This window comes from Pseudomonas sp., from assembly GCF_049300855.1.
In the GTDB taxonomy this organism is placed as follows: domain Bacteria; phylum Pseudomonadota; class Gammaproteobacteria; order Pseudomonadales; family Pseudomonadaceae; genus Aquipseudomonas.
The window spans coordinates 37,111-56,208 of record NZ_JBAQKH010000042.1; the positions used below are offsets into that span (position 1 = coordinate 37,111).

At 61.1% G+C, this 19,098-nt stretch carries 15 protein-coding genes; 13 read left to right on the forward strand and 2 right to left on the reverse strand.

The genetic code is table 11. The features are described 5' to 3' along the window. The first annotated feature begins 648 nt into the window (after nt 1-648). From WA225_RS21480 to WA225_RS21535, 12 genes are all read left to right on the forward strand, one after another. Nucleotides 649-1,437: a hypothetical protein gene (locus WA225_RS21480; RefSeq protein WP_422609805.1), complete on the forward strand. Its 789-nt coding sequence runs from the start codon at nt 649-651 to the stop codon at nt 1,435-1,437. Nucleotides 1,438-1,447: 10 nt separating this feature from the next. Beyond that, a complete protein-coding gene (locus tag WA225_RS21485; protein ID WP_422609497.1) occupies nt 1,448-1,639 on the forward strand; it encodes a hypothetical protein in 192 nt (63 codons plus the stop codon). A gap of 12 nt (nt 1,640-1,651) precedes the next feature. Then, the gene (locus WA225_RS21490) at nt 1,652-2,602 is read left to right on the forward strand and encodes a SphA family protein (protein ID WP_422609498.1); all 951 of its coding nucleotides are present in this window, start codon (nt 1,652-1,654) and stop codon (nt 2,600-2,602) included. Nucleotides 2,603-2,624: 22 nt separating this feature from the next. Next, nucleotides 2,625-3,605 carry an AAA family ATPase gene (locus WA225_RS21495; protein WP_422609499.1) on the forward strand — a complete coding sequence of 327 codons (981 nt, stop codon included), beginning with the start codon at nt 2,625-2,627 and terminating at the stop codon, nt 3,603-3,605. Beyond that, the gene (locus WA225_RS21500; protein ID WP_422609501.1) at nt 3,602-4,537 is read left to right on the forward strand and encodes a DUF58 domain-containing protein; all 936 of its coding nucleotides are present in this window, start codon (nt 3,602-3,604) and stop codon (nt 4,535-4,537) included. Before WA225_RS21495 ends, WA225_RS21500 begins: the two co-directional genes overlap by 4 nt. Further along, nucleotides 4,534-5,136: a DUF4381 domain-containing protein gene (locus WA225_RS21505; RefSeq protein WP_422609502.1), complete on the forward strand. Its 603-nt coding sequence runs from the start codon at nt 4,534-4,536 to the stop codon at nt 5,134-5,136. Before WA225_RS21500 ends, WA225_RS21505 begins: the two co-directional genes overlap by 4 nt. After that, nucleotides 5,123-6,115 (forward strand): vWA domain-containing protein, encoded by a 993-nt coding sequence (locus WA225_RS21510; protein WP_422609503.1) that lies wholly within the window; start codon nt 5,123-5,125, stop codon nt 6,113-6,115. The genes WA225_RS21505 and WA225_RS21510 overlap by 14 nt, the downstream gene beginning before the upstream one ends. Nucleotide 6,116: 1 nt before the next feature. Continuing rightward, nucleotides 6,117-7,697 (forward strand): VWA domain-containing protein, encoded by a 1,581-nt coding sequence (locus tag WA225_RS21515; protein ID WP_422609504.1) that lies wholly within the window; start codon nt 6,117-6,119, stop codon nt 7,695-7,697. Further along, nucleotides 7,694-9,118: a hypothetical protein gene (locus WA225_RS21520; protein ID WP_422609505.1), complete on the forward strand. Its 1,425-nt coding sequence runs from the start codon at nt 7,694-7,696 to the stop codon at nt 9,116-9,118. Before WA225_RS21515 ends, WA225_RS21520 begins: the two co-directional genes overlap by 4 nt. Continuing rightward, the gene (locus WA225_RS21525; RefSeq protein ID WP_422609506.1) at nt 9,115-10,137 is read left to right on the forward strand and encodes an HAD family hydrolase; all 1,023 of its coding nucleotides are present in this window, start codon (nt 9,115-9,117) and stop codon (nt 10,135-10,137) included. Before WA225_RS21520 ends, WA225_RS21525 begins: the two co-directional genes overlap by 4 nt. A 70-nt stretch (nt 10,138-10,207) precedes the next feature. Beyond that, entirely contained in the window at nt 10,208-11,782 is a 1,575-nt protein-coding gene (locus WA225_RS21530; RefSeq protein ID WP_064391057.1) for an arylsulfatase, read from the forward strand. A 188-nt stretch (nt 11,783-11,970) separates the two neighbouring features. After that, entirely contained in the window at nt 11,971-14,475 is a 2,505-nt protein-coding gene (locus WA225_RS21535) for a fused MFS/spermidine synthase (protein WP_422609508.1), read from the forward strand. A 133-nt stretch (nt 14,476-14,608) separates the two neighbouring features. Here WA225_RS21535 and WA225_RS21540 read toward each other — a convergent pair whose 3' ends face one another. Continuing rightward, nucleotides 14,609-15,286: a DUF3313 domain-containing protein gene (locus WA225_RS21540; protein WP_422609509.1), complete on the reverse strand. Its 678-nt coding sequence runs from the start codon at nt 15,284-15,286 to the stop codon at nt 14,609-14,611. A 211-nt stretch (nt 15,287-15,497) separates the two neighbouring features. Between WA225_RS21540 and WA225_RS21545 the strand changes: the two genes are divergently transcribed. Then, on the forward strand, nt 15,498-17,858 hold the full coding sequence (locus WA225_RS21545) for a tetratricopeptide repeat protein (RefSeq protein ID WP_422609510.1): 2,361 nt from the start codon (nt 15,498-15,500) through the stop codon (nt 17,856-17,858). A gap of 214 nt (nt 17,859-18,072) precedes the next feature. Here the strand turns inward: WA225_RS21545 and WA225_RS21550 are convergent, their stop codons facing one another. Beyond that, nucleotides 18,073-19,047, reverse strand: a complete 975-nt coding sequence (locus WA225_RS21550; RefSeq protein ID WP_422609511.1) for a hypothetical protein — start codon at nt 19,045-19,047, stop codon at nt 18,073-18,075. Nucleotides 19,048-19,098 lie beyond the last annotated feature (51 nt).

Genomic DNA, 19,098 nt, shown 5'->3' on the forward strand with positions numbered 1-19,098 from the left:
ATTGAGGCGTAGGGGGGATGTGGTGTCGGCGTCTGATTCTGGGGGATTGGGTGTTGGCTTTTTCATGGTGTAACTCCACTGGAAAATTGGAGCTGCCCCATTCGGTTTCCGGACGAAGAGGTGGCAGCTGTACGCAGGTTGGAAACCCGGGCAGCGGCGACCCGGTCGACCCGAAGGTCTCCCGCGCACAGCCGCCATAACGGAGTGCACACATTCGAAGTGCGCAAGGATACGTTATGAAAGGCGTGTACGCGCCACTAATACCCGTCGGGGTTTCCAGTCCCGGTCGCTGATTTGGCAGCGACGAACACAGGCTAGAGACCCGACGTCCGACGGACAACCTGAAAACCTTGTGGGAACGTTCCGCAAATTCCAAACAACGTTTAAACATCCCGAATTGAAATACGCATAGGTAGGCGCAGCCTCGTTTCCCTCGACAGCTCCTACACCATGAGCAATGGAACGGTTAGTACACAATCACCTGTGAACCCGTACACAAAACCAAAGAATTAATCCATTCGGCTGGCTAACTCCCGATTAGCTGCTAGCGTCAACCAGACGCGTCCTACAGGCTTGATAAGAAAGGGATTACGCCGTAACGGCTGACAAGTGCCGAGTTATCCATAGGCCACCAGGGAATCGGGGATGATGTTCAATCGAGTGGGGAAGACTCTTTTTCTGGCGAGTTCGCTGGCGGCTGCGTGTTGCGCGCGGGCGGATAACGCCGAGGACTCCAACAAGAGCAACAACCCGCTGAACGTCGCACCGGGCGCGAATCTGCAGGACTACTACACCCCCAGACTCTACGACAGCAATGCGCACAGCAATGACGTGTTGCTGCGCGGCACCCTGCCGATCGCCCCGAACGATTTCATCGGCGTGCCGCAACTGGTCCGCGCCACGCTGCCGATCAGCACCCGCCCCGATCCGCACCACGGTTACAGCACCGGCATCGGCGATCTGAACCTGTTCGATATCTTCATTGTGAAAACCGGAGGCGTGCAGTTGGGCGTCGGCCCGCTGATCACTGCACCGACCGCCGAACAGGACGAACTCGGTACCGGCAAATGGCAAGGTGGCCTTGCCACCGTAGCCATCGACGCCTCGCCGCGCGGTTTGCTCGGCGCCCTGGTGCAATATCAAAGCTCGTTTGCCGGCGACAACGATCGTCAGCACGTCGAGAGCGCCACGATGCAGCCGTTCATCATCCATAACCTGGAAAAAGGCTGGTACCTGCGCTCCACCGGCACCTGGACTTTCGACCTGAAAAACGACACGCACTACATCCCGCTCGGCCTCGGTGTCGGCAAAGCCTGGAAGTCCGGCAGCAACATTCTCAACGCCTTCGTCGAGCCGCAGTGGACGGTTGATCGCAAGGGCGACGGACTGCCGCAGTTCGTCGTGTACACCGGCATCAACGTGACATTCGGCAAATAAGGAAAATGCCATGCAAGCTGCCCTCAAAGTCGCCGGTTACTGCCTGATGATCATGTTTGTCAGCTGTGGCGTTGGCGCCCAGAGTTTCAGCGCCAGCCCTGAAGAAGCCCTCGGCATCGCCAAGCGCACGGGCGTCGAGGCGCCCTTCAACCGGATCGGCACTGCGGCGCCGATGCTCAACCCGATCAATTCAAAACAATAAGCGGAGATGGTGATGATCAAGCCCAACGTTGTGCGCCCGTTGTTGGCGCTGTGCATGATCGGCAGTCCTCTGCTTTACGCAGCTGAGGGCGGCGTCGGCCGACCGATCACCGGGCAACAGGTGTTTTCCAACGCCGGGATCGTCCCACCCGAACCGGGCTGGGTCATGTCGCTGTCCAGCATCTGGTACGACGGCTCGCTCAAGGGCAGTTCCGGCGCGCCGATTTCCGGTGCGGTCAGTGGCGGGATCGACATGAAAGTCTCCTACACCATGGGCAACTTCACCCACGTCTGGGACACCGGCAAAGGTCGCTGGAATTACGCTTCGGCGATCGGCGTGCCGGTGCAGTACACCGACATCAAGGCGAGCATCACCGGCCCGCGCGGCCGCACCTTGGGTGACAGCGATTCCGGCACGCAATTCGCCGACGCCTTGATCACGCCGATTGCCGCCGGTTACCACTTCGATGAACTGAATCACATCTCGTTTTCGCTGCCGATCTACGTGCCGACCGGCGCCTACAACAAGGACCGCCTGGCCAACCCCGGACAGAACAACTACACGTTCATGCCGACGGTGGCCTTCACGCATCTGGATGGCAAGGGTGGCGAGTTCAGCCTGATGAGTGCCTTCGAGCGCTACACCGAAAACGACATCACCGATTACCGCAACGGCAACATCTTCCGCCTCGATGCCCTGTGGACCCATGGCTTTGGCAATGGCTGGAACGCCGGTGTCGCCGCCGGTTATATCCAGCAACTGACCGACGACAAGGGCCAGACCGCCGACACCTTCAATGGCTATCGCGGTCGCGCTGTCGGTGCCGGCCCGGTGCTCGGCTGGACCGGCAAATTCGCCGATGCCCAAGCCAACATCAGTGCGCGCTGGGTACCGGAGTTCGACACCAAGAACCGCCCTGAAGGCAATGGCTTCAGCGTCAACCTGACCCTGGCATTTTTCTAGATCGGCCACAAAGGACTGTCCCATGACTGCGCTCAGCGACCTCAACGCCCTGCAAGCCAGCATCGCCGAAGCGGTGCTCGGCCAGGATCAGGTGATCCGCCAGATCCTCCTCGGCCTGTTGGCCAACGGTCACTTGTTGCTGGAAAGTCTGCCGGGGCTGGCCAAGACCCGCACGGTCAAGGCGTTGGCCAAACACCTCGACGCGAAGATGAGCCGCATCCAGTTCACCCCGGATCTGCTGCCCTCGGACATCACCGGTGCCGAGGTGCTGCATCAGGTCGAAGGCAAGAATGAAATCCGCTTCCAGCCGGGGCCGCTGTTCGGCAATTTGATCCTCGCCGACGAAATCAACCGCGCCCCGGCCAAGGTCCAGGCGGCGTTGCTCGAAGCCATGGAAGAACGGCAGATCACCGTGGCCGGCAACAGTCATGCCTTGCCTGATTTGTTCATCGTCGTGGCCACGCAAAACCCGATCGAGCAGGAAGGCACCTATCCGCTGCCGGAAGCGCAGATGGATCGCTTTCTGATGAAAGTCCTGCTCGATTACCCGAGCGCGGAAAACGAAAGCCAGGTGCTGCGTCTGTTGCGCAACGAAGAGTTCGCCCAGGGTGCGAGCACCACGCCAGCCAAGGGTTTCAGCCTGTCTCAGGACGTCATATTTGCCGCGCGCAAGGAAGTCAGCGCCGTGCACGTATCGCCGGCCATCGACAATTATTTGATCGACCTGATCAACGCCACCCGCCACCCCGCCGATTACGACGAAGACCTCGCGCGCTGGATCGCCATCGGCGCCAGCCCGCGTGGTGGCATCGGTCTGGACCGGTGCGCACGTGCCGATGCCTGGTTGCAGGGTCAGGACTTTGTCTCGCCAGACAACGTGCGCGCGGTGGTGCATCCGGTGTTGCGTCATCGTCTGCAATTGAGCTACGACGCCGTGGCCGATGGTGTGAGTGCCGATCAGGTGCTTGACCGGATTCTCGACAAAGTGGCCATTCCGGCGTGAACGATGAAGGACGGGTCTACGTCTCTCTCGCGCAATTGATGGCGCTGGAGTTCAAGGCCCGTGACCTGAGTTTTCTGGCGCGACAGCCCCGGGGCAGCATCCTCGCCGGCAACCATGCCTCGCGCCTGCGCGGACGCGGCTTGAATTTCGATGAGTTGCGCCGCTACCAGCCGGGCGATGATTTGCGCCACCTCGACTGGCGCGCGTCGCTGCGCACCGGCAAACCGGTGGTGCGCACCTTTACCGAAGAGCGCGACCGGCCGGCATTGATCGTGGTCGATCAGCGCATGTCGATGTTCTTTGGCTCGCGCCACAGTTTCAAATCTGCCCTCGCCGCGGAACTCGCGGCGCTGGCCGCATGGATGGTGTTCAACGCCGGTGATCGGGTCGGGGGGCTGGTGTTCAACGATCAACGCATCGACAGCATCGCCCCGCTGCGCAGCCGTAAACGCGTCGAAGCCCTACTGAGTCGCATCGCCGAACAGAATCAGGCATTGAACGCTGCCAACCCCGATGCCGAAGACGAGGACCAACTGGACAAGGTCTTGCAGCGCTGTCTCGCCCTGGCCGGACATGATCATTTGATCTGCATCGTCAGCGATTTTGCCGGGGCCGGTGAACGCACTTTGCAACTGATGCGGCAGCTGTCGGCGCACAACGATGTGATCGCCTTTCAGGTCTATGACCCGCTGGCCATGAAGCTGCCGAACAATGGCCGCTTGCTGATCACTCAGGGCGAGTTGCAGGTCGAGTTGGCGGTGGAAAAACGCAATGTGCACCAGCCGTTGGGGGACTTTCTCAGCGGTCGGCTGCAGGACGTTGCGACCCTGCTGCGCCGCAGTCAGGTGCCGCTGATGATGTTCAGCACCGCCGAAGAGGCCCACGCACAACTGCGCGCCGAGCTGGGTAAAAGCGCCGGAGCACGGCGATGAACCCGAATATCCCGAGCATTGAACAGCTCAAAGAGCTGGGCCTGCCCGAGCCGGTCAGCTATGCACCGCAGACGTGGGGATGGTGGGTGTTGCTCGCCGTTCTGGTTTTGGCTGCTTTGCTGATCGGTATCCGCCGTTATTGGCAATGGCGGAGGGATGCTTATCGCCGCGAGGGCCTGGCGCGTCTGGCGCAATTGCGCAGCCGCAGTGATGACCTCAATGCTCTGCGCGAGTTGCCGGAGCTGCTCAAACGCGTCGCCCTCTCAATGCCAACACACAAACCTTTCTTATGGAATGCAACCCCTGTGGGAGCGAGCTTGCTCGCGAAGAGGCCGGCACATTCAACATCTGTGGTGTCTGACATACCGCTTTCGCGAGCAAGCTCGCTCCCACAGGGGGTTGCGGCGCTTGGGAGGGAGGATTGGCAAGGCTTTCTGCAGCGACACTGCAAAAAGCCGCTGCCGGCCGATTTCAGCGAACAACTCGCACAACTCGCCTACGCCCCCGACGACACCCTGCTCGCCCTCCCTGCGCCACAACGCCTGGCGCTGTTCGACACCTGCCAATACTGGATGGAGCATCACCATGTGGCAGCTTGATTACCCCTGGCTGTTGCTCCTGCTGCCATTACCTTGGTTGGCTTACCGCTATCTGCCTGCCTACAACGAGGCCCGCAGCGCCGTGCGCGTGCCGTTTTTCGCAGCCATGAGCCGCGCGGTCGGTGAGGCCCCGGGCATCGTCGGCAACCGCCGCAATCACTGGCAACTGCTGCTGAGTTTCCTGGTATGGGCCCTGATTTTGTTGGCCGCCGCACGCCCGGTTTTCGTGGAAAAGCCTATCGAACGGCAACAACCGGTACGCGACCTGATGCTCGCCATCGACCTCTCGCAGTCAATGGAAACCGAAGACTTCACCAACGCCAGCGGCGCAAAAATCAACCGCCTCGCTGCCGTCAAAGACGTGGTGCAGGGCTTTATCGACAAGCGCAAGGACGACCGCCTCGGTCTGATCGTGTTTGGCACCGGCGCCTACCCGCAGGCGCCGCTGACCCTCGATCACGCCAGCCTCTCGCTGCTGCTGGCCGACACCGGTATCGGCATGGCCGGCCCCAATACGGCGATCGGTGACGCGATCGGTTTGAGCCTGAAGCTGCTGGACAAGGCCCACGAGCAGGAAAAAGTGCTGATCCTGCTTACCGACGGCAACGACACCAGCAGCGCGATCACCCCGGATCACGCCGCTGAAATGGCCGCCAACAAAGGCGTGATCATTCACACCATCGGCATCGGTGACCCGAGCGCGTCCGGTGAGGCCAAGGTCAACTTGTCGGCGCTGGAACAGATCGCCAAAACCACCGGCGGCCAGTTCTTCCGCGCCGAGGACCGCAACGCACTGGATCAGGTCTACAGCACCCTTGATCGCCTCACCCCGCACCAGGTGAAAACCCTCAGCCATCAACCACAACGCGAGTTGTTTTACTGGCCACTGGGCGCGGCGGTTGCGCTGTTGGGGCTGTATCACCTCGGCGCGTTGCTGCGTGTGCGTCTGGCGTTTGCCCGTCAGCGGCAGGAGGCCTGAAATGGAGATCAACCTCAGTGACTTCCATTTCCTGCGCCCCCTATGGCTGCTGCTCGCACTGTTCGGTGCCGTGCTGCCGCTGCTCTGGCGGCGTGGTCGCGACCTGCAAGGACGCCTGCGCGGCAATATCGCCGAGCACTTGTTGCCGCATTTACTCATCACCCCTCAAGACCATCAGCGCCTGCGCCCGGTGCACCTGCTGTGCGCACTGTTGATCCTCGGCGCCGTCGCCGCCGCCGGGCCGACCTGGGAACAGGATCGACCGGACTTCCTTGAAAATCGTGCGCCGCTGATTGTCGCCGTGGATCTATCGCCATCGATGGACGCGAGCGATGTGCAGCCGAGTCGACTGGAAGCGGCGAAACACAAACTGCACGACCTGATTCAGCGCCGCGCCGGCGCGCGCACCGCATTGATTGCCTACGCCGGCAGCGCCCATCTAGTGTTGCCGCCGACCGATGATCCGGCGTTGCTCGACACCTTCATTCAAGCCTTGGGCAGCGGGTTGATCGATAAACCGGGCAAAGACGTCGGCGCGGTGATCGATCAGGCGAAACGCTTGCTCAATGCCGAAAAAACACCCGGCAGCCTGCTGCTGATCACTGACGGCGCTGACACCGCAGAACTCGACGGCCTCGACAAGCGTGTGGGCGACAGTCCATTGCAAGTGCTGGTATTGGCCGTTGGCAGTGAGGACGGCGGCATCATTCACGACGCCAACGGCCAACCGCGCACCGATGCCAATGGCCGTCCGGCGCTGGGCCGTTTCGATCAGGCGGCGATCAAGCAACTGGCCTCCGCTCTCGATGCGCCACTGGGTAGCCTGACCGTCAATGACGATGATCTGGACTGGATCGAGTTGCACGCGCAGCGGCATTTTCAGAGTGCCAGCGCCGAGCAGCGCGAGTTGCACTGGAAAGATGCCGGTTACTGGCTGTGCTGGCCGTTGTTGCTGTTGGCGCTGTGCAATGTGCGCAAGGGCTGGAGCGTCAACTGGATGCCCGCGCTGGCTCTGGCGATTGGCTTGAGCTGGCCAGCAGCACCAGCGCAGGCCAACGCCCTGACCGATGCGTTTTTCACGCGCGACCAGCAAGGGCGCTGGGCGTTCGAACATGAGCATTTGCCGCAGGCCGCCGCGCTGTTTGTCGACCCGTACTGGAAAGGCGTCGCGGCGTATCACGCAGCCGATTACGACCTTGCGCTGGCAACGTTTGCGCGGCTGGACACGCCACAGGCGTATTTCTATCTGGGCAATATTTACGTGCGCCGCTTCAAGTTCGATGAAGCCATCGCCGCGTATACGCAGGCCTTGAAGCTGCAACCGCAGTTCCCCGAAGCCACGGCCAATCTGGCGCTGGCGCAAGCGCTGCTCAAGGACACCGAAAGCGCCGAGAAAAACGCCCCGGCGACCAAACCCGATGAGGTGAAATTCGACAAGGCGCCGGGCAAGGGCCAGAGCAAAAAGGTTGAGACCGAGCAGGCTGCGTCCGATGCTTTGTGGCTGCAGAACCTGACCACCTCGCCGGCGAAATTTCTCAAGCAGAAGTTCAGCTTGCAGGATCAGGTAGGGGCCAAGCCATGAAGCTTCCAAACCCTCCTGCCGCCTTCGCGAGCAAGCTCGCTCCCACAGTGGACTTGTGTACACCGCAGCCCCCCTGTGGGAGCGAGCTTGCTCGCGAAGGGGCCCGCCGGATCACCACAGCTCTGCTGATAGGTCTAGCCAGTGGCCTGTTCACACTTCAGGCCTTTGCCGCCGACCCCCAACTCAAAGTCCAGGCCCACCTGCAACCCGCCGAAGGCGCCATGGTTGGCGGCCTCGTCGAACTGCAAGTCGACGTCCTCACCGACACCTGGTTCACCAGCGCCGCCACCCTGCCCGACTTGAAACTCGACGGCGCGCTGGTGATGCCGCCCGACGGTCAGGCCCAGCACCTCAATCAAACCCTCGACGGTCAAGCGTTCAGCGGTCTGCGCTACAGCTACCTGATCACCCCGAACGTTGCGCGCACGTTCGATATTCCAGCGCTGACCGTGCGTGCCACTCCCGGACAGGCGACGACGCAGATCAGCGCTCAAAGCCAACCGCTGCACTTCAGCGCCGCCCAGCCACCGGGGTTCAGCGCCAACGAAACACCGCTGGTGGCCAGCGGATTACGCTTCAGCCAAACCGTGACTCACTCGGCCACGCCGCTGAAAGTCGGCGACACCGTCGCCCGCCAACTGACCCTGCAAGCCGACGGTGCGCTGGCCATGGCCCTGCCGGTTCCAGCGTTCGCCGAGGTCGCCGGGCTCAGTCGCTACATCAACACCCCGCAGGTCACCCGCCTCGATGACGGTCGCGGCGATATCCTCGGCGGCCAGCGCATCGACACGGTCAGTTATCGCGTCGACAGCAGCGGCTCACACACGTTGCCGGCCATCGACGTGAAATGGTGGGACTCGACCAGTCGCCAGACGCGCACCGCGCAAGTTCCAGCCGTGACGTTTACGGCGACAGCCAACAGCGCCTACAAACCGGTGTTTTCGATCAGCGAGGACCTCAAGCAACTCGGCCAGCATCGCTTGCACTTCTCCACGCGCTGGCTGTTGTGGCTGACGGCGCTGGTTGCTCTCGTCGTCTGCGTTTATCTACTGCGCCCCGCCGTCACCCGTGCCCACCACCAATGGCTGGCTCGCCGACACGCGCGGCAGTTGGCCTGGGTGCAATCGGCGGACTTCGCCTGGCAACAAATCGAGCCGCAATTGACCGCCTCACCGGCGCAATTGAGCGCCTTGTACCTGTGGCTGCGGCGCAGTCGCCTCGGGCTGAAACTGGTCGATGCCGGGCCGCGCCTGCAAGGCCTGTTGCGCGGGCTTTACGGCCGCGAACCTGCCGCCGGGCAAACACTTGTTCAACTGCGCCAATCGTTGACTACGCTTCACAGTCAGGCCGAACAGCAGCACGCAAAACCGGCCTCGGCCCTGCGCCCGCTCAACCCCGTTCACGAGAAGGATTTCCCATGACGAACCCGCCGCAGCACCGCCAACGCTTCAGCCTGGCTTTGTTGTTTGCGCTCGCTTTGCCATTACTTGCGCATGCCAGCGAACCGCTGCCTTCGTGGAACGAGGGGCCGGCGAAAAAAAGCATCATCGAGTTCGTACAGGCGGTCACCGACCAGAGCAGCAAGGACTTCGTCAAACCCGCCGAGCGCATCGCCGTGTTCGACAACGACGGCACCTTGTGGAGCGAGCAACCGGCCTACTTCGAACTGTTGTTCGCCTTCGACGAGGTCAAACGCACCGCGCCGCAGCACCCGGAATGGAAAACCACCCAGCCGTTCAAAGCCGTGCTGGAAAACGATCACAAAGCCTTGGCCGCGTCCGGCATGGAAGGCCTGCTGAAAATCGTCGGGGCGACCCACACCGGCATGACCACCGAAGCCTTCGACGACTACGCCAAGACCTGGCTCAGCCAGGCCCGTCACCCGAAAACCGGCAAGCCGTACACCGAGATGATCTTCCAGCCGATGCTGGAAATGCTCGACTACCTGCGCAGCCAGGACTTCAAGACCTACATCGTTTCCGGCGGTGACACCGCGTTCATGCGCGCCTTCGCCGAAAAAGTCTACGGCATCCCGCCGGAGCAGGTGATCGGTACCACCTTCATCACATCGTTCCAGTTCAAGGACGGCAAGGCCTCGATCGTGCGCACGCCGAAACTGGCGCACAACGACGATGGCCCGGGCAAACCGGAAAGCATCGATGCGGTCATTGGCCGGCGGCCGATTCTGGCGTTCGGCAACTCCGACGGTGACCTGCAAATGCTCCAGTGGACCGCCGCCGGTTCTGGCAAACGCCTCATGGGCCTGGTGCACCACACCGACGCCAAGCGCGAGTGGGCGTATGACCGAAAATCCGATATCGGGCGCCTCGACAAGGCGCTCGACGAAGCAAGTTCCCGTGGCTGGATCGTGGTCGACATGGCGTCCGAATGGCGTCGGATCTACCCGTTCGAGTCACCGGCAACCGAGCAGGTGCAATAAGAAAGCGTGCTGCAGGACTGCAATAAACGTTAGTCGCAATAAACGACCCCCGCGCAAAGGAGCTAGTCATATGACTCGCATACGCAAGTGGCTTCCGAAACTCGCCTTGGTGGCGACTTCGGTCATGGCGCTGTCGGCAACTGCCACAGCGGCTGAAAAACCCAACATTCTCGTGATCTTCGGCGATGACATCGGCCAGACCAACATCAGTGCCTATTCGATGGGTGTGGTGGGCTACAAGACCCCGAACATCGACCGCATCGCCAAAGAAGGCATGATGTTCACCGACTATTACGCGGAGAACAGCTGTACGGCTGGACGATCGTCGTTCATCACCGGTCAGACGCCGCTGCGTACCGGCCTTTCGAAAGTGGGCATGCCTGGCGTGCCAGTCGGCTTGCAGCCCCGCGATATAACCATCGCCCAAGCATTGAAAGCCCAAGGTTACGCAACGGGCCAATTCGGTAAAAACCACCTCGGTGATAAAGATGAATACCTGCCGACCAATCATGGTTTCGACGAGTTCTTCGGCAACCTCTATCACCTCAATGCCGAAGAAGAACCGGAGCGTCCGTACTGGCCCAAGAATGATGCCGAGTTCGTCAAGGCAGCCTCTCCGCGTGGCGTGATCCACAGTTTTGCCGATGGCAAGATCGAGGACACCGGCGCGTTGACCAAAAAACGCATGGAGACCATCGACGACGAAACCACTGCCGCCGCTCAGGCGTTCATCGAGAAGCAATCGAAGGCGAACAAACCGTTCTTCGTCTGGATGAACACCACTCGCATGCACGCGTTCACTCACGTGCGCGAATCGATGCAAGGCCAGAGCGGTATGGTCGGCAACGAGTATGCCGATGGCATGATCGAGCACGATGGCGACGTCGGCAAACTGCTCAAAACGCTCGATGACCTCAAACTGACCGACAACACCATCGTGGTTTACACCACCGACAACGGCCCTAACCAATGGTCGTGGCCGGATGCGGCAACCACACCGTTCCGCAACGAGAAAAACTCCAACTGGGAGGGTGCGTATCGAGTGCCTGCGATGATTCGCTGGCCGGGTAAAGTCAAGGCGGGTGAAGTTTCGACGCAGCTGTTCTCGGGTCTTGACTGGTTCCCGACGCTGTTGGCGGCGGTCGGCGACACCGATATCAAGGATCGCCTGCTCAAAGGCGCCGACGTCGGCGGCAAGAACTTCAAGGTGCATCTGGACGGTTACAACCAGCTGGATTACCTGACGGGCAAAACCGACAAGAGCGCGCGTGACGAGTTCTACTATTTCAACGATGACGGTGTGCTGGTCAGCATGCGTTTCAACGATTGGAAACTGGTCTTCTGTGAGCAGCGTGCTCCCGGTGGTCTGGAAGTGTGGAGCGAACCGTTCGTGTGCCTGCGTGTACCGAAAATGTTCAACCTGCGCATGGACCCGTACGAACGGGCTGACATCGTGTCTGACCAATACTATGACTGGCTGACGAAAAACGACTATCTGATTTTCGACGGTACCCGCAGGGCTGCGAAGTTCCTGCAGACCTTCGTCGACTACCCACCAAGCCAGCGTCCGGCGAGCTTCAGCATCGACCAGATCCGTGAGGACGTGGACCGCCGCATCGAAGAGAAAATGAAAAAAGCCCAGTAAAACCGCAAGACTGCCGCCCGCCCTCACCGGCGGGCGGCCCTCTTTTTGACTTGGGACCGTGTTGGCTCCATTCGCGAGCAGGCTCGCTCCCACAGGGGATTTGTGGTGGCCACAGGTCCAGTGTGGGAGCGAGCCTGCTCGCGAAGGGGCCAGCACAGTCACAGTGACTCTTGAATTAAGGCCTTCGCATGTCCTCACGTATCGCCAGCAAGCCATCGGCCATACCCGTACCGCAAACCACCTCCCCAGCCTTGCTCGCCCCCGCCCTGCTCCTGTGCATCTCCGGCGCCGCCGCGCTGGTTTATCAAGTGTTGTGGATCAAGCAACTGTCGCTGGTGGTCGGGGTCGAGGTGTACGCGATAACCACTGGCATCAGCGCATTTTTCGCCGGGCTGGCGATCGGTGGCTGGCTGTTTGGTCGCTGGGCGGATCGTTTGCAGCAACCGGTTCTGCTGTATGCCGGGCTGGAAGTGCTGGTGGCAATTCTCGGCGTCGGCGCGACGGTGGCCATGAGCCTGGCGGCAAGCCCGTTCGCCTGGTTGCAAGGGCACGTCGGCGTACTCGCGTGGCTATTGCCGTTCGTGTTGGTCGGCGCCCCGGCGGTGCTGATGGGCGGCACGCTGCCGGTGCTGGTGCGTGCGTTGGCATCTGACCCGGGCAAGGCCGGCGGTCAGTTGTATGCGGCCAACACCTTGGGCGCGATTATCGGCACCCTGCTCGCCGCCTTCGTATTGATCGCCAGCCTCGGTGTGCGTGGCAGCGCGTTGTTCGCGGCGATGCTCAATCTGCTGGCAGCCATCGGTGCGTTATGGCTGGCCCGGCAGCATCCGGCGCCCCTGACCACCACCATCAAACACCACGCGGAAAAAGCCCCGGATCGCACCGCGTTGTGGCTGTATTCCATCGCCGGTGGCGTGGCGCTCGGTTATGAAGTGGTCTGGTCGCAATCGATCGTGCAGTTCATGAGCACACGCACCTACGCGTTTGCCGTGGTGCTGGCGACGTATCTGACCGGGTTGTTTATCGGCAGCGCCCTGCTTGCGCGTCGGGTCGAGCGCATTCGTGATCCGTGGGGCGTGTTTGGCCTGCTGATTGCCGGCGCCGGCCTGATTGCCCTGCTCGAAATCGCCCTGCTCGGGCGCTGGCTGGTGATCGCTCAGAGCCAGGCGGAAATGTGGCTGTTGAGTCTGGGCGCCAGTGAGCTGGCCGGCATGAGCGCGCGCTTCGCGGTCGCAGCGTTGAGCATTGTGTTCATACCGACGCTGTTGCTCGGTGCGGCGTTTCCGCTGGCTTTGCGGCTGAGTGTCGGGCATGAGCGGGTCGGCCGCGATGTCGGCGCAGTCGTGGCGTTCAACACCCTCGGCGGGATTATCGGGGTGATGCTCTGCGGGTTTGTGTTGATTCCGCTGTTGGGGCTGGTGCGCACACTGGGCCTGCTGGCGGTCATTGCCGCCGCTATCGGCTACTGTGCGGTGCGCAAAGGTCATCACGTGAAGAAAGGCCGGCGTCAGGCCGTGGTTGCCCTTGGGCTGTTGTCGGTTGTTCTGGCCGTATTCACTCCGGTCGACAAACTCGCCAGCCTGTTGCCCGGCGCACGCAACGGCACGCTCGCCTTCTACGAAGAAGGTCGCGGTGGCACGGTGGCGGTGGTGGCGCAAGGTCGCGGCGAAAACACCTTTCACCGTTTGTATATTCAAGGCGTGTCGAACACCGGTGATGCCATGCCCTCACTGCGTTACATGCGCATTCAGGCGCTGCTGCCGCTGCTGATCCACAACGGCGAGCCACGCTCGACGCTGGTGATCGGTTTCGGCACCGGCATCACTGCCGGCGCCATGCTGCGCTACCCGGGACTGGAACATCGAGTCGTGGCCGAGTTGTTGCCGGCGGTGGTCAAAGCCGCGCCGCTGTTCAAGGGCAACTTCAACGCCGCCAGCGACCCGGGGGTTGACGTGCGTCTGCGCGATGGCCGTCAGGAACTGTTGCGCAGCGCGCAAACCTACGACCTGATCACCCTCGAACCGCCGCCGCCCTCTGCGGCCGGCGTGGTCAATCTGTATTCGCGCGATTTCTATCAGTTGGCGGCCAGCCGTCTGGAGCAACAGGGCATCGTCGCGCAATGGCTACCGTTGCCGACGCAGAACATCGACGATTCACGTTCGCTGGTGCGCAGTTTCCTGGATGTGTTTCCGTATGCCTCGCTGTGGACCAGCGAATTCCACGAAATGTTGCTGGTCGGTTCAATGCAGCCGATGCCACTGGACGCGGCAAAAATCACCGCGCGTTTCCAGCAGGACAGCGTACGCAGCACCTTGCAGGATGTCGGCATCGGCTCCGCCGCCGCTCTGCTCGCGACCTGGGTGACGGATCGCGCCGGGCTTGAACGCTTTGCCGCCGATGCGCCGGCGGTGACCGACGATCAACCACGCATCGAGTACGCGCCATGGGTGCGCAGCAAGGAGATCACCCGCGTGCTGCCGGCGCTGCTGGACCTGTATCAGGCGCCTGCGCTGGTAAATGCCGATGCCGGCTTGATGGAGCGGGTGGAAACGCACCGCCAGCGCCTGATGCAGTTTTATCGGGCGAGTCTGCATGCCTATGACGGCGATCGGGATGCGTGGGGGCGGGATATGCGCGAGGTGATGCGGTGGGATGGCGGGAATCCGTATTTCCGCTGGTTTACCGGGCAATGATGTAGCGCCTGAGCAAATGCCATCGCGGGCAAGCCCGCTCCCACAGGGATCGATGTGAGTCAAAAATCGTATTCACAACGCCGAATCCTGTGGGGGCGGGCTTGCCCGCGAGGTGGCCATCAACTGCGCTGAGTTATTTGGATCCTGACTTGAGCTTCAGATACGACTGACGCATGTCCGAGGCCCAGCCATCGATCACCGGTTTGACGTCATTCGCCGTCATCGCCTGAGTATCATTTTCCAGTGGTTTGCCGGTGCCTTTGCGCACCACTTGCGCGATCACTTTGTTGCTGGCGCCATCGAGGAACACCGCTTCGGTGGCCAGCGTGGTTTCCTGATCGCGGATACCGCTGGCGGTGCTGACCGCTGCGGCGACCAGGGCGATCGGAATCACTTCATAGGCGTGCAGGCCTTCGGTCGCGCTGCTCACGGCGGTGATCGCCGCACGCACCACAATCACGCCTGGACCCGGGCCGGTGGCCAACGGCAAGTCCTTGCCGATCTCACGCTTGAGCGCCTGATCGTAATAAGAGGTTATGCCGTTGAGGGTTTGTTGCGAGATCTTCGCGGTCGGTTGCGGTTTCGGGTAAAGCTGGGTCGGCTCGATGTACACACTGTTGAATTTCTTGATGTCGACCTTTGGATCGATCCAGCGCATCACTTCGGCACCGGACGGCGATTTGGCCTCCTTGAGCTGGCTGTAGTCTTTGAGAAAGCCTGAGTACTCTTTCGGGTCGACGGTTTTGCTGGAACAACCCACCACTGCGAGGGTGGCAAAACACAGTGTGCCCATCATCACTGCTAGCTTCATGCTGTAACTCCTGTCAGAAGGCCAAAAACTTTGCCGGGGGAGTTACAGGTATAGCTAAAACCTCAGTAATTGCGCTGGCAAAGCACAATATTCACGCAAGGCTGCGTGGCGCATCACAACGGTCATTTGACAGACGCCGGTCATCCGGCAAAGCTGCATCGAGCTTGAACGCACGCCAGACGGCAAATGCACCTGGACTACGGAAGTCGCAATGCCCAAGCATAAAAATAAAACCGCACAGCCTGACCCTGATTCGACTCGATCTTCACTCTCAAAATATCTGTTCCCGATCACCATTGGCGTGCTGCTGGCCGCCGTGGCGGGGATCGGCTGGTTTCTGTTCAGCCCTGCTGCGGCGCCGGTGAAACCTGTGCCGGTCAGCGCCCCCGTTGCCGCCCCTGCCAAGCCGCAAGCCGTGCTCGCAAGTAAACCGGCGACGATGGTCGATGAGCAACAATGCCAAGGCTGCCACACTGAACAGGTCAAGGACTGGCAAGGCTCGCATCACCAATTGGCTATGCAAGCGGCGAACGCCGAGACCATGCTCGGCGATTTCAATAACGTCACCTTCAAGGCCGAGAACGAGACCACACGCTTCGCGCGCAAGGGCGACGAGTTCTGGGTCAACACGCCCGGCATCGATGGCAAGAACGCTGACTTCAAAGTCGCCTACACCTTCGGCATCGCACCGTTGCAGCAGTATCTGATCGAGGTTGGCGAAGGCCGATTACAGGCGCTCGGCGTCGCCTGGGATACCGAGAAACACCGCTGGTTTCACCTCTACCCCGGCCAGGGCGTGAACTTCAAGAATCCGTTGCACTGGAGCAAGCCGAGCCAGAACGCCAATTTCATGTGCGTCGAGTGCCACACCACCGGGTTCAAGCGCAATTTCGATGCGGCCAGCAACACGTTCAATAGTCACTGGAACAGCCTCGGCGTCGGTTGCCAGGCGTGCCACGGCCCGGCGTCCAATCACTTGGAGTGGACGCAGACAAAAGGCGATCTGATCCATCAGGGTTTTGACGTCGACCTCAAGGACAAGAACGCCACCGTCGAGATCGAAACCTGTGCCCGTTGCCATGCCCGCCGCGCACCGCAGGGCGATGGCTACACCGTCGGCAAGCGTTTGATGGACGATTACCTGCCGAGCACCCTCACCCGCGAACTCTATGCGCTGGACGGCAAGATCAAGGATGAGGTGTTCGAACACGGCTCGTTCCTGCAAAGCAAAATGTTCGACAAGGGCGTGCGGTGCAGCAATTGCCACAACCCGCACAGCAGCGAACTGAAGGCACCGGGCAACGCGGTGTGCCTGCAATGCCACAACACCGCCGGCAAGACGTCAGTCGAAGGCGTCGACGGCAAGGGCCTGCAAGCGAAGAACTACGATTCCATCGAACACACCCGTCACACCATGGGCCAGCCGGGTTCGCAGTGCGTGGATTGTCATATGCCCGGCAAGTTCTACATGGGCAACGATTTCCGCCATGACCACAGCTTCAGCATTCCCGACCCTGTGCGTGCGCAGAAACTCGGCACGCCGGATGCCTGCCTGACCTGCCATCAGGGCAAGGCTGGCGACAAGGTCACCGCGCAGTTCAAATTGTGGAGCGCCACCAGCGCAGCGCAGGCACCGCGTTATGACGAAAGCCTGTGGCTGATCCGCAATGGTCAACCGGGTGCTGCCGATGCGCTGTATGAGCAGTTGCAGCGCAGCAACCTGCCGGCGATTCAACGCGCGACCCTGCTCGCGGAGTTGCCGCTGTATCCGAGCGAACAGGCGTTGAAACTGGCGACGCAGGATCTGAAGAACCCGGCGCCGCAGGTACGCGAAAGCGCCGTGCGGGCGATCAGCGCGTTCTTGCCGCCGCCGGAGCGTGCGCCGTTGTTGGCACCGCTGCTGGGCGACCCGGTGAAAGCCGTGCGCATCGTTGCCGCGCGGGATCTGCTCGGTGTGGCGCGCAATGGCGGTCTCGGTTCTGCGCAAGCCAACTGGGATGCGGCAATTGCCGAGTACGAAGCGGTGCAGAAGAGTCTGCTGGAACGTGCCGAGGCCAATCTGAATCTGGCGATGTTGTATCAGGCGAGTGGCCGTGGTTCGGAAGTGGAAGCGTTGCTGCGCTCGGCGCTCAAGCGCGATCCGGACTTCTATCCGGCGCTGGTGACGCTGGTGCAATGGTTGGAGGCCAATGGCCGTGTTGCCGAAGCGCAACAGTTGTTGGATGACAGCCTCAAGCAACACCCGGACGCGGCGCTGTTGCAGCACACCCAGGGTCTAGCGCTGATCCGTGCTGGCAAGCCGGCCGAGGCCATGTCAGCGCTGAAAAAAGCCGCGCAACTGGAACCGCAGAACGCGCAGTACGGTTATGTGCTGGCGGTGGCGTTGCATGAGAGCGGCAAGGTCGATGAGGCCTGCGCGGTGCTGGAAGGGCTGCTCAAGTTGCAACCGGCGAACCGCAATGCGCGGTTGTCGCTGATCCAGTGGTACCTCGACAGCGGGCAGGAGCCAAAGGCGCAGGTGCTGTTGCAGGGGTGGAAGAAGATGAATATGGGGGATCCGGCGCTTAAGTGATCGGCGGAATATTGTTGGCCCTCACCCTAGCCCTCTCCCTCCGGGAGAGGGGACCGACCGAGGTATCTGGCGAGATACATCGACCTGAAAAATAGAGTCGAATATGGATTCAAAGCCAATCGCTCAGGTCGGTGTATTTCTCAAATATTCCCCATTCAGTCCCCTCTCCCTCCGGGAGAGGGTTAGGGTGAGGGGCTTTTAAGGGTTCACCCGATTACCAGGACGAAGTCTCACCGCTGCGCAACGCCATCTCTCGTCGGCTGTGGATGTGCATCGCCTTGATCAGCGACACCGTGCCCACCAGCAAAATCGCCGCGCCCAACAGGAAGTCGATGTTGTACAGCTGAAAATCCTGCACCGGCCCGATCAGCAGCACCCGCACGATCGCGGCGCCCAACAGCGTGGCGAGGAAGTCGATCCCCGGTTCATTACGGTAGAACACCAGCATCAACGGCAGGCACAGCACCAGCAGAAGCATCAGCACGACCACCTTGAATGACCCCTTGCGCTCAACGCTGAAGGCACATTCGTGCGGCCCATAAGCCTTGTAATCCTCGTCGCGGATCATCGAAGTTTTCTCGCTGATGTAGTCGACGCGGTTGTATTTCTGGATCGGCGTGAAGGTGTTGGACATCTCCATCAGCGTGGTGATGTTCTTGAAACGCAGGTCGATGCGCTCGCTGCCCTTGAGGTAATAGAGCACCGGTTTGTAGCCGTAGCGATAGGTGTCGAAAGGGAATTCAGTGACCTGACCCTGCACGCCGATCGGCCGCGGTTCAAGTTCGGCGTAGGCACTTTTGTTGGTGGCCGAGAGGTTGCGGCTCAGTGGCTGCACCTTGACCTGTTCAAGGAAGATCGGCGTGACGCCGTAGGACCACTGCAACGGTTCCATACGCAAACGCAGTTCGTTGCGGCCCAGGTCATAGCGGTTGAACGTACGTTCGGAGACCACCAGTGAACCGCTAAGCATGAACTCACCGCGCAGGTTGTTGGTGACGCGCAAGGTCAGTTGGTCCTTGCCCAGCAACGCCGCTTCATTGGACGGTGGCGTGCCGCACCACGCGGTGCTTTCGCCGACGCCGCCGAGCTGGCCGTCGCGGTTTTCCTTGAATACGTAAAAGTAACTGGCCCACAGCGTCAGCATTAACAGCAACGCCGTGAGGCCGAGGATTTTTTTGCCCGGACTCACTGATCAGACTCCCTTCTTCGGTTCCATCGTCCAGCCGAAAACCCGCTGGCG

What these genes read in the sequence shown, in the direction of transcription:
- WA225_RS21480 (WP_422609805.1), top strand. Translation starts at nt 649, where the DNA reads ATGTTCAATCGAGTGGGGAAGACTCTTTTTCTGGCGAGTTCGCTGGCG.
- WA225_RS21485 (WP_422609497.1), top strand. Translation starts at nt 1,448, where the DNA reads ATGCAAGCTGCCCTCAAAGTCGCCGGTTACTGCCTGATGATCATGTTT.
- WA225_RS21490 (WP_422609498.1), top strand. Translation starts at nt 1,652, where the DNA reads ATGATCAAGCCCAACGTTGTGCGCCCGTTGTTGGCGCTGTGCATGATC.
- WA225_RS21495 (WP_422609499.1), top strand. Translation starts at nt 2,625, where the DNA reads ATGACTGCGCTCAGCGACCTCAACGCCCTGCAAGCCAGCATCGCCGAA.
- WA225_RS21505 (WP_422609502.1), top strand. Translation starts at nt 4,534, where the DNA reads ATGAACCCGAATATCCCGAGCATTGAACAGCTCAAAGAGCTGGGCCTG.
- WA225_RS21510 (WP_422609503.1), top strand. Translation starts at nt 5,123, where the DNA reads ATGTGGCAGCTTGATTACCCCTGGCTGTTGCTCCTGCTGCCATTACCT.
- WA225_RS21515 (WP_422609504.1), top strand. Translation starts at nt 6,117, where the DNA reads ATGGAGATCAACCTCAGTGACTTCCATTTCCTGCGCCCCCTATGGCTG.
- WA225_RS21520 (WP_422609505.1), top strand. Translation starts at nt 7,694, where the DNA reads ATGAAGCTTCCAAACCCTCCTGCCGCCTTCGCGAGCAAGCTCGCTCCC.
- WA225_RS21525 (WP_422609506.1), top strand. Translation starts at nt 9,115, where the DNA reads ATGACGAACCCGCCGCAGCACCGCCAACGCTTCAGCCTGGCTTTGTTG.
- WA225_RS21530 (WP_064391057.1), top strand. Translation starts at nt 10,208, where the DNA reads ATGACTCGCATACGCAAGTGGCTTCCGAAACTCGCCTTGGTGGCGACT.
- WA225_RS21535 (WP_422609508.1), top strand. Translation starts at nt 11,971, where the DNA reads ATGTCCTCACGTATCGCCAGCAAGCCATCGGCCATACCCGTACCGCAA.
- WA225_RS21540 (WP_422609509.1), bottom strand. Translation starts at nt 15,286, where the DNA reads ATGAAGCTAGCAGTGATGATGGGCACACTGTGTTTTGCCACCCTCGCA.
- WA225_RS21545 (WP_422609510.1), top strand. Translation starts at nt 15,498, where the DNA reads ATGCCCAAGCATAAAAATAAAACCGCACAGCCTGACCCTGATTCGACT.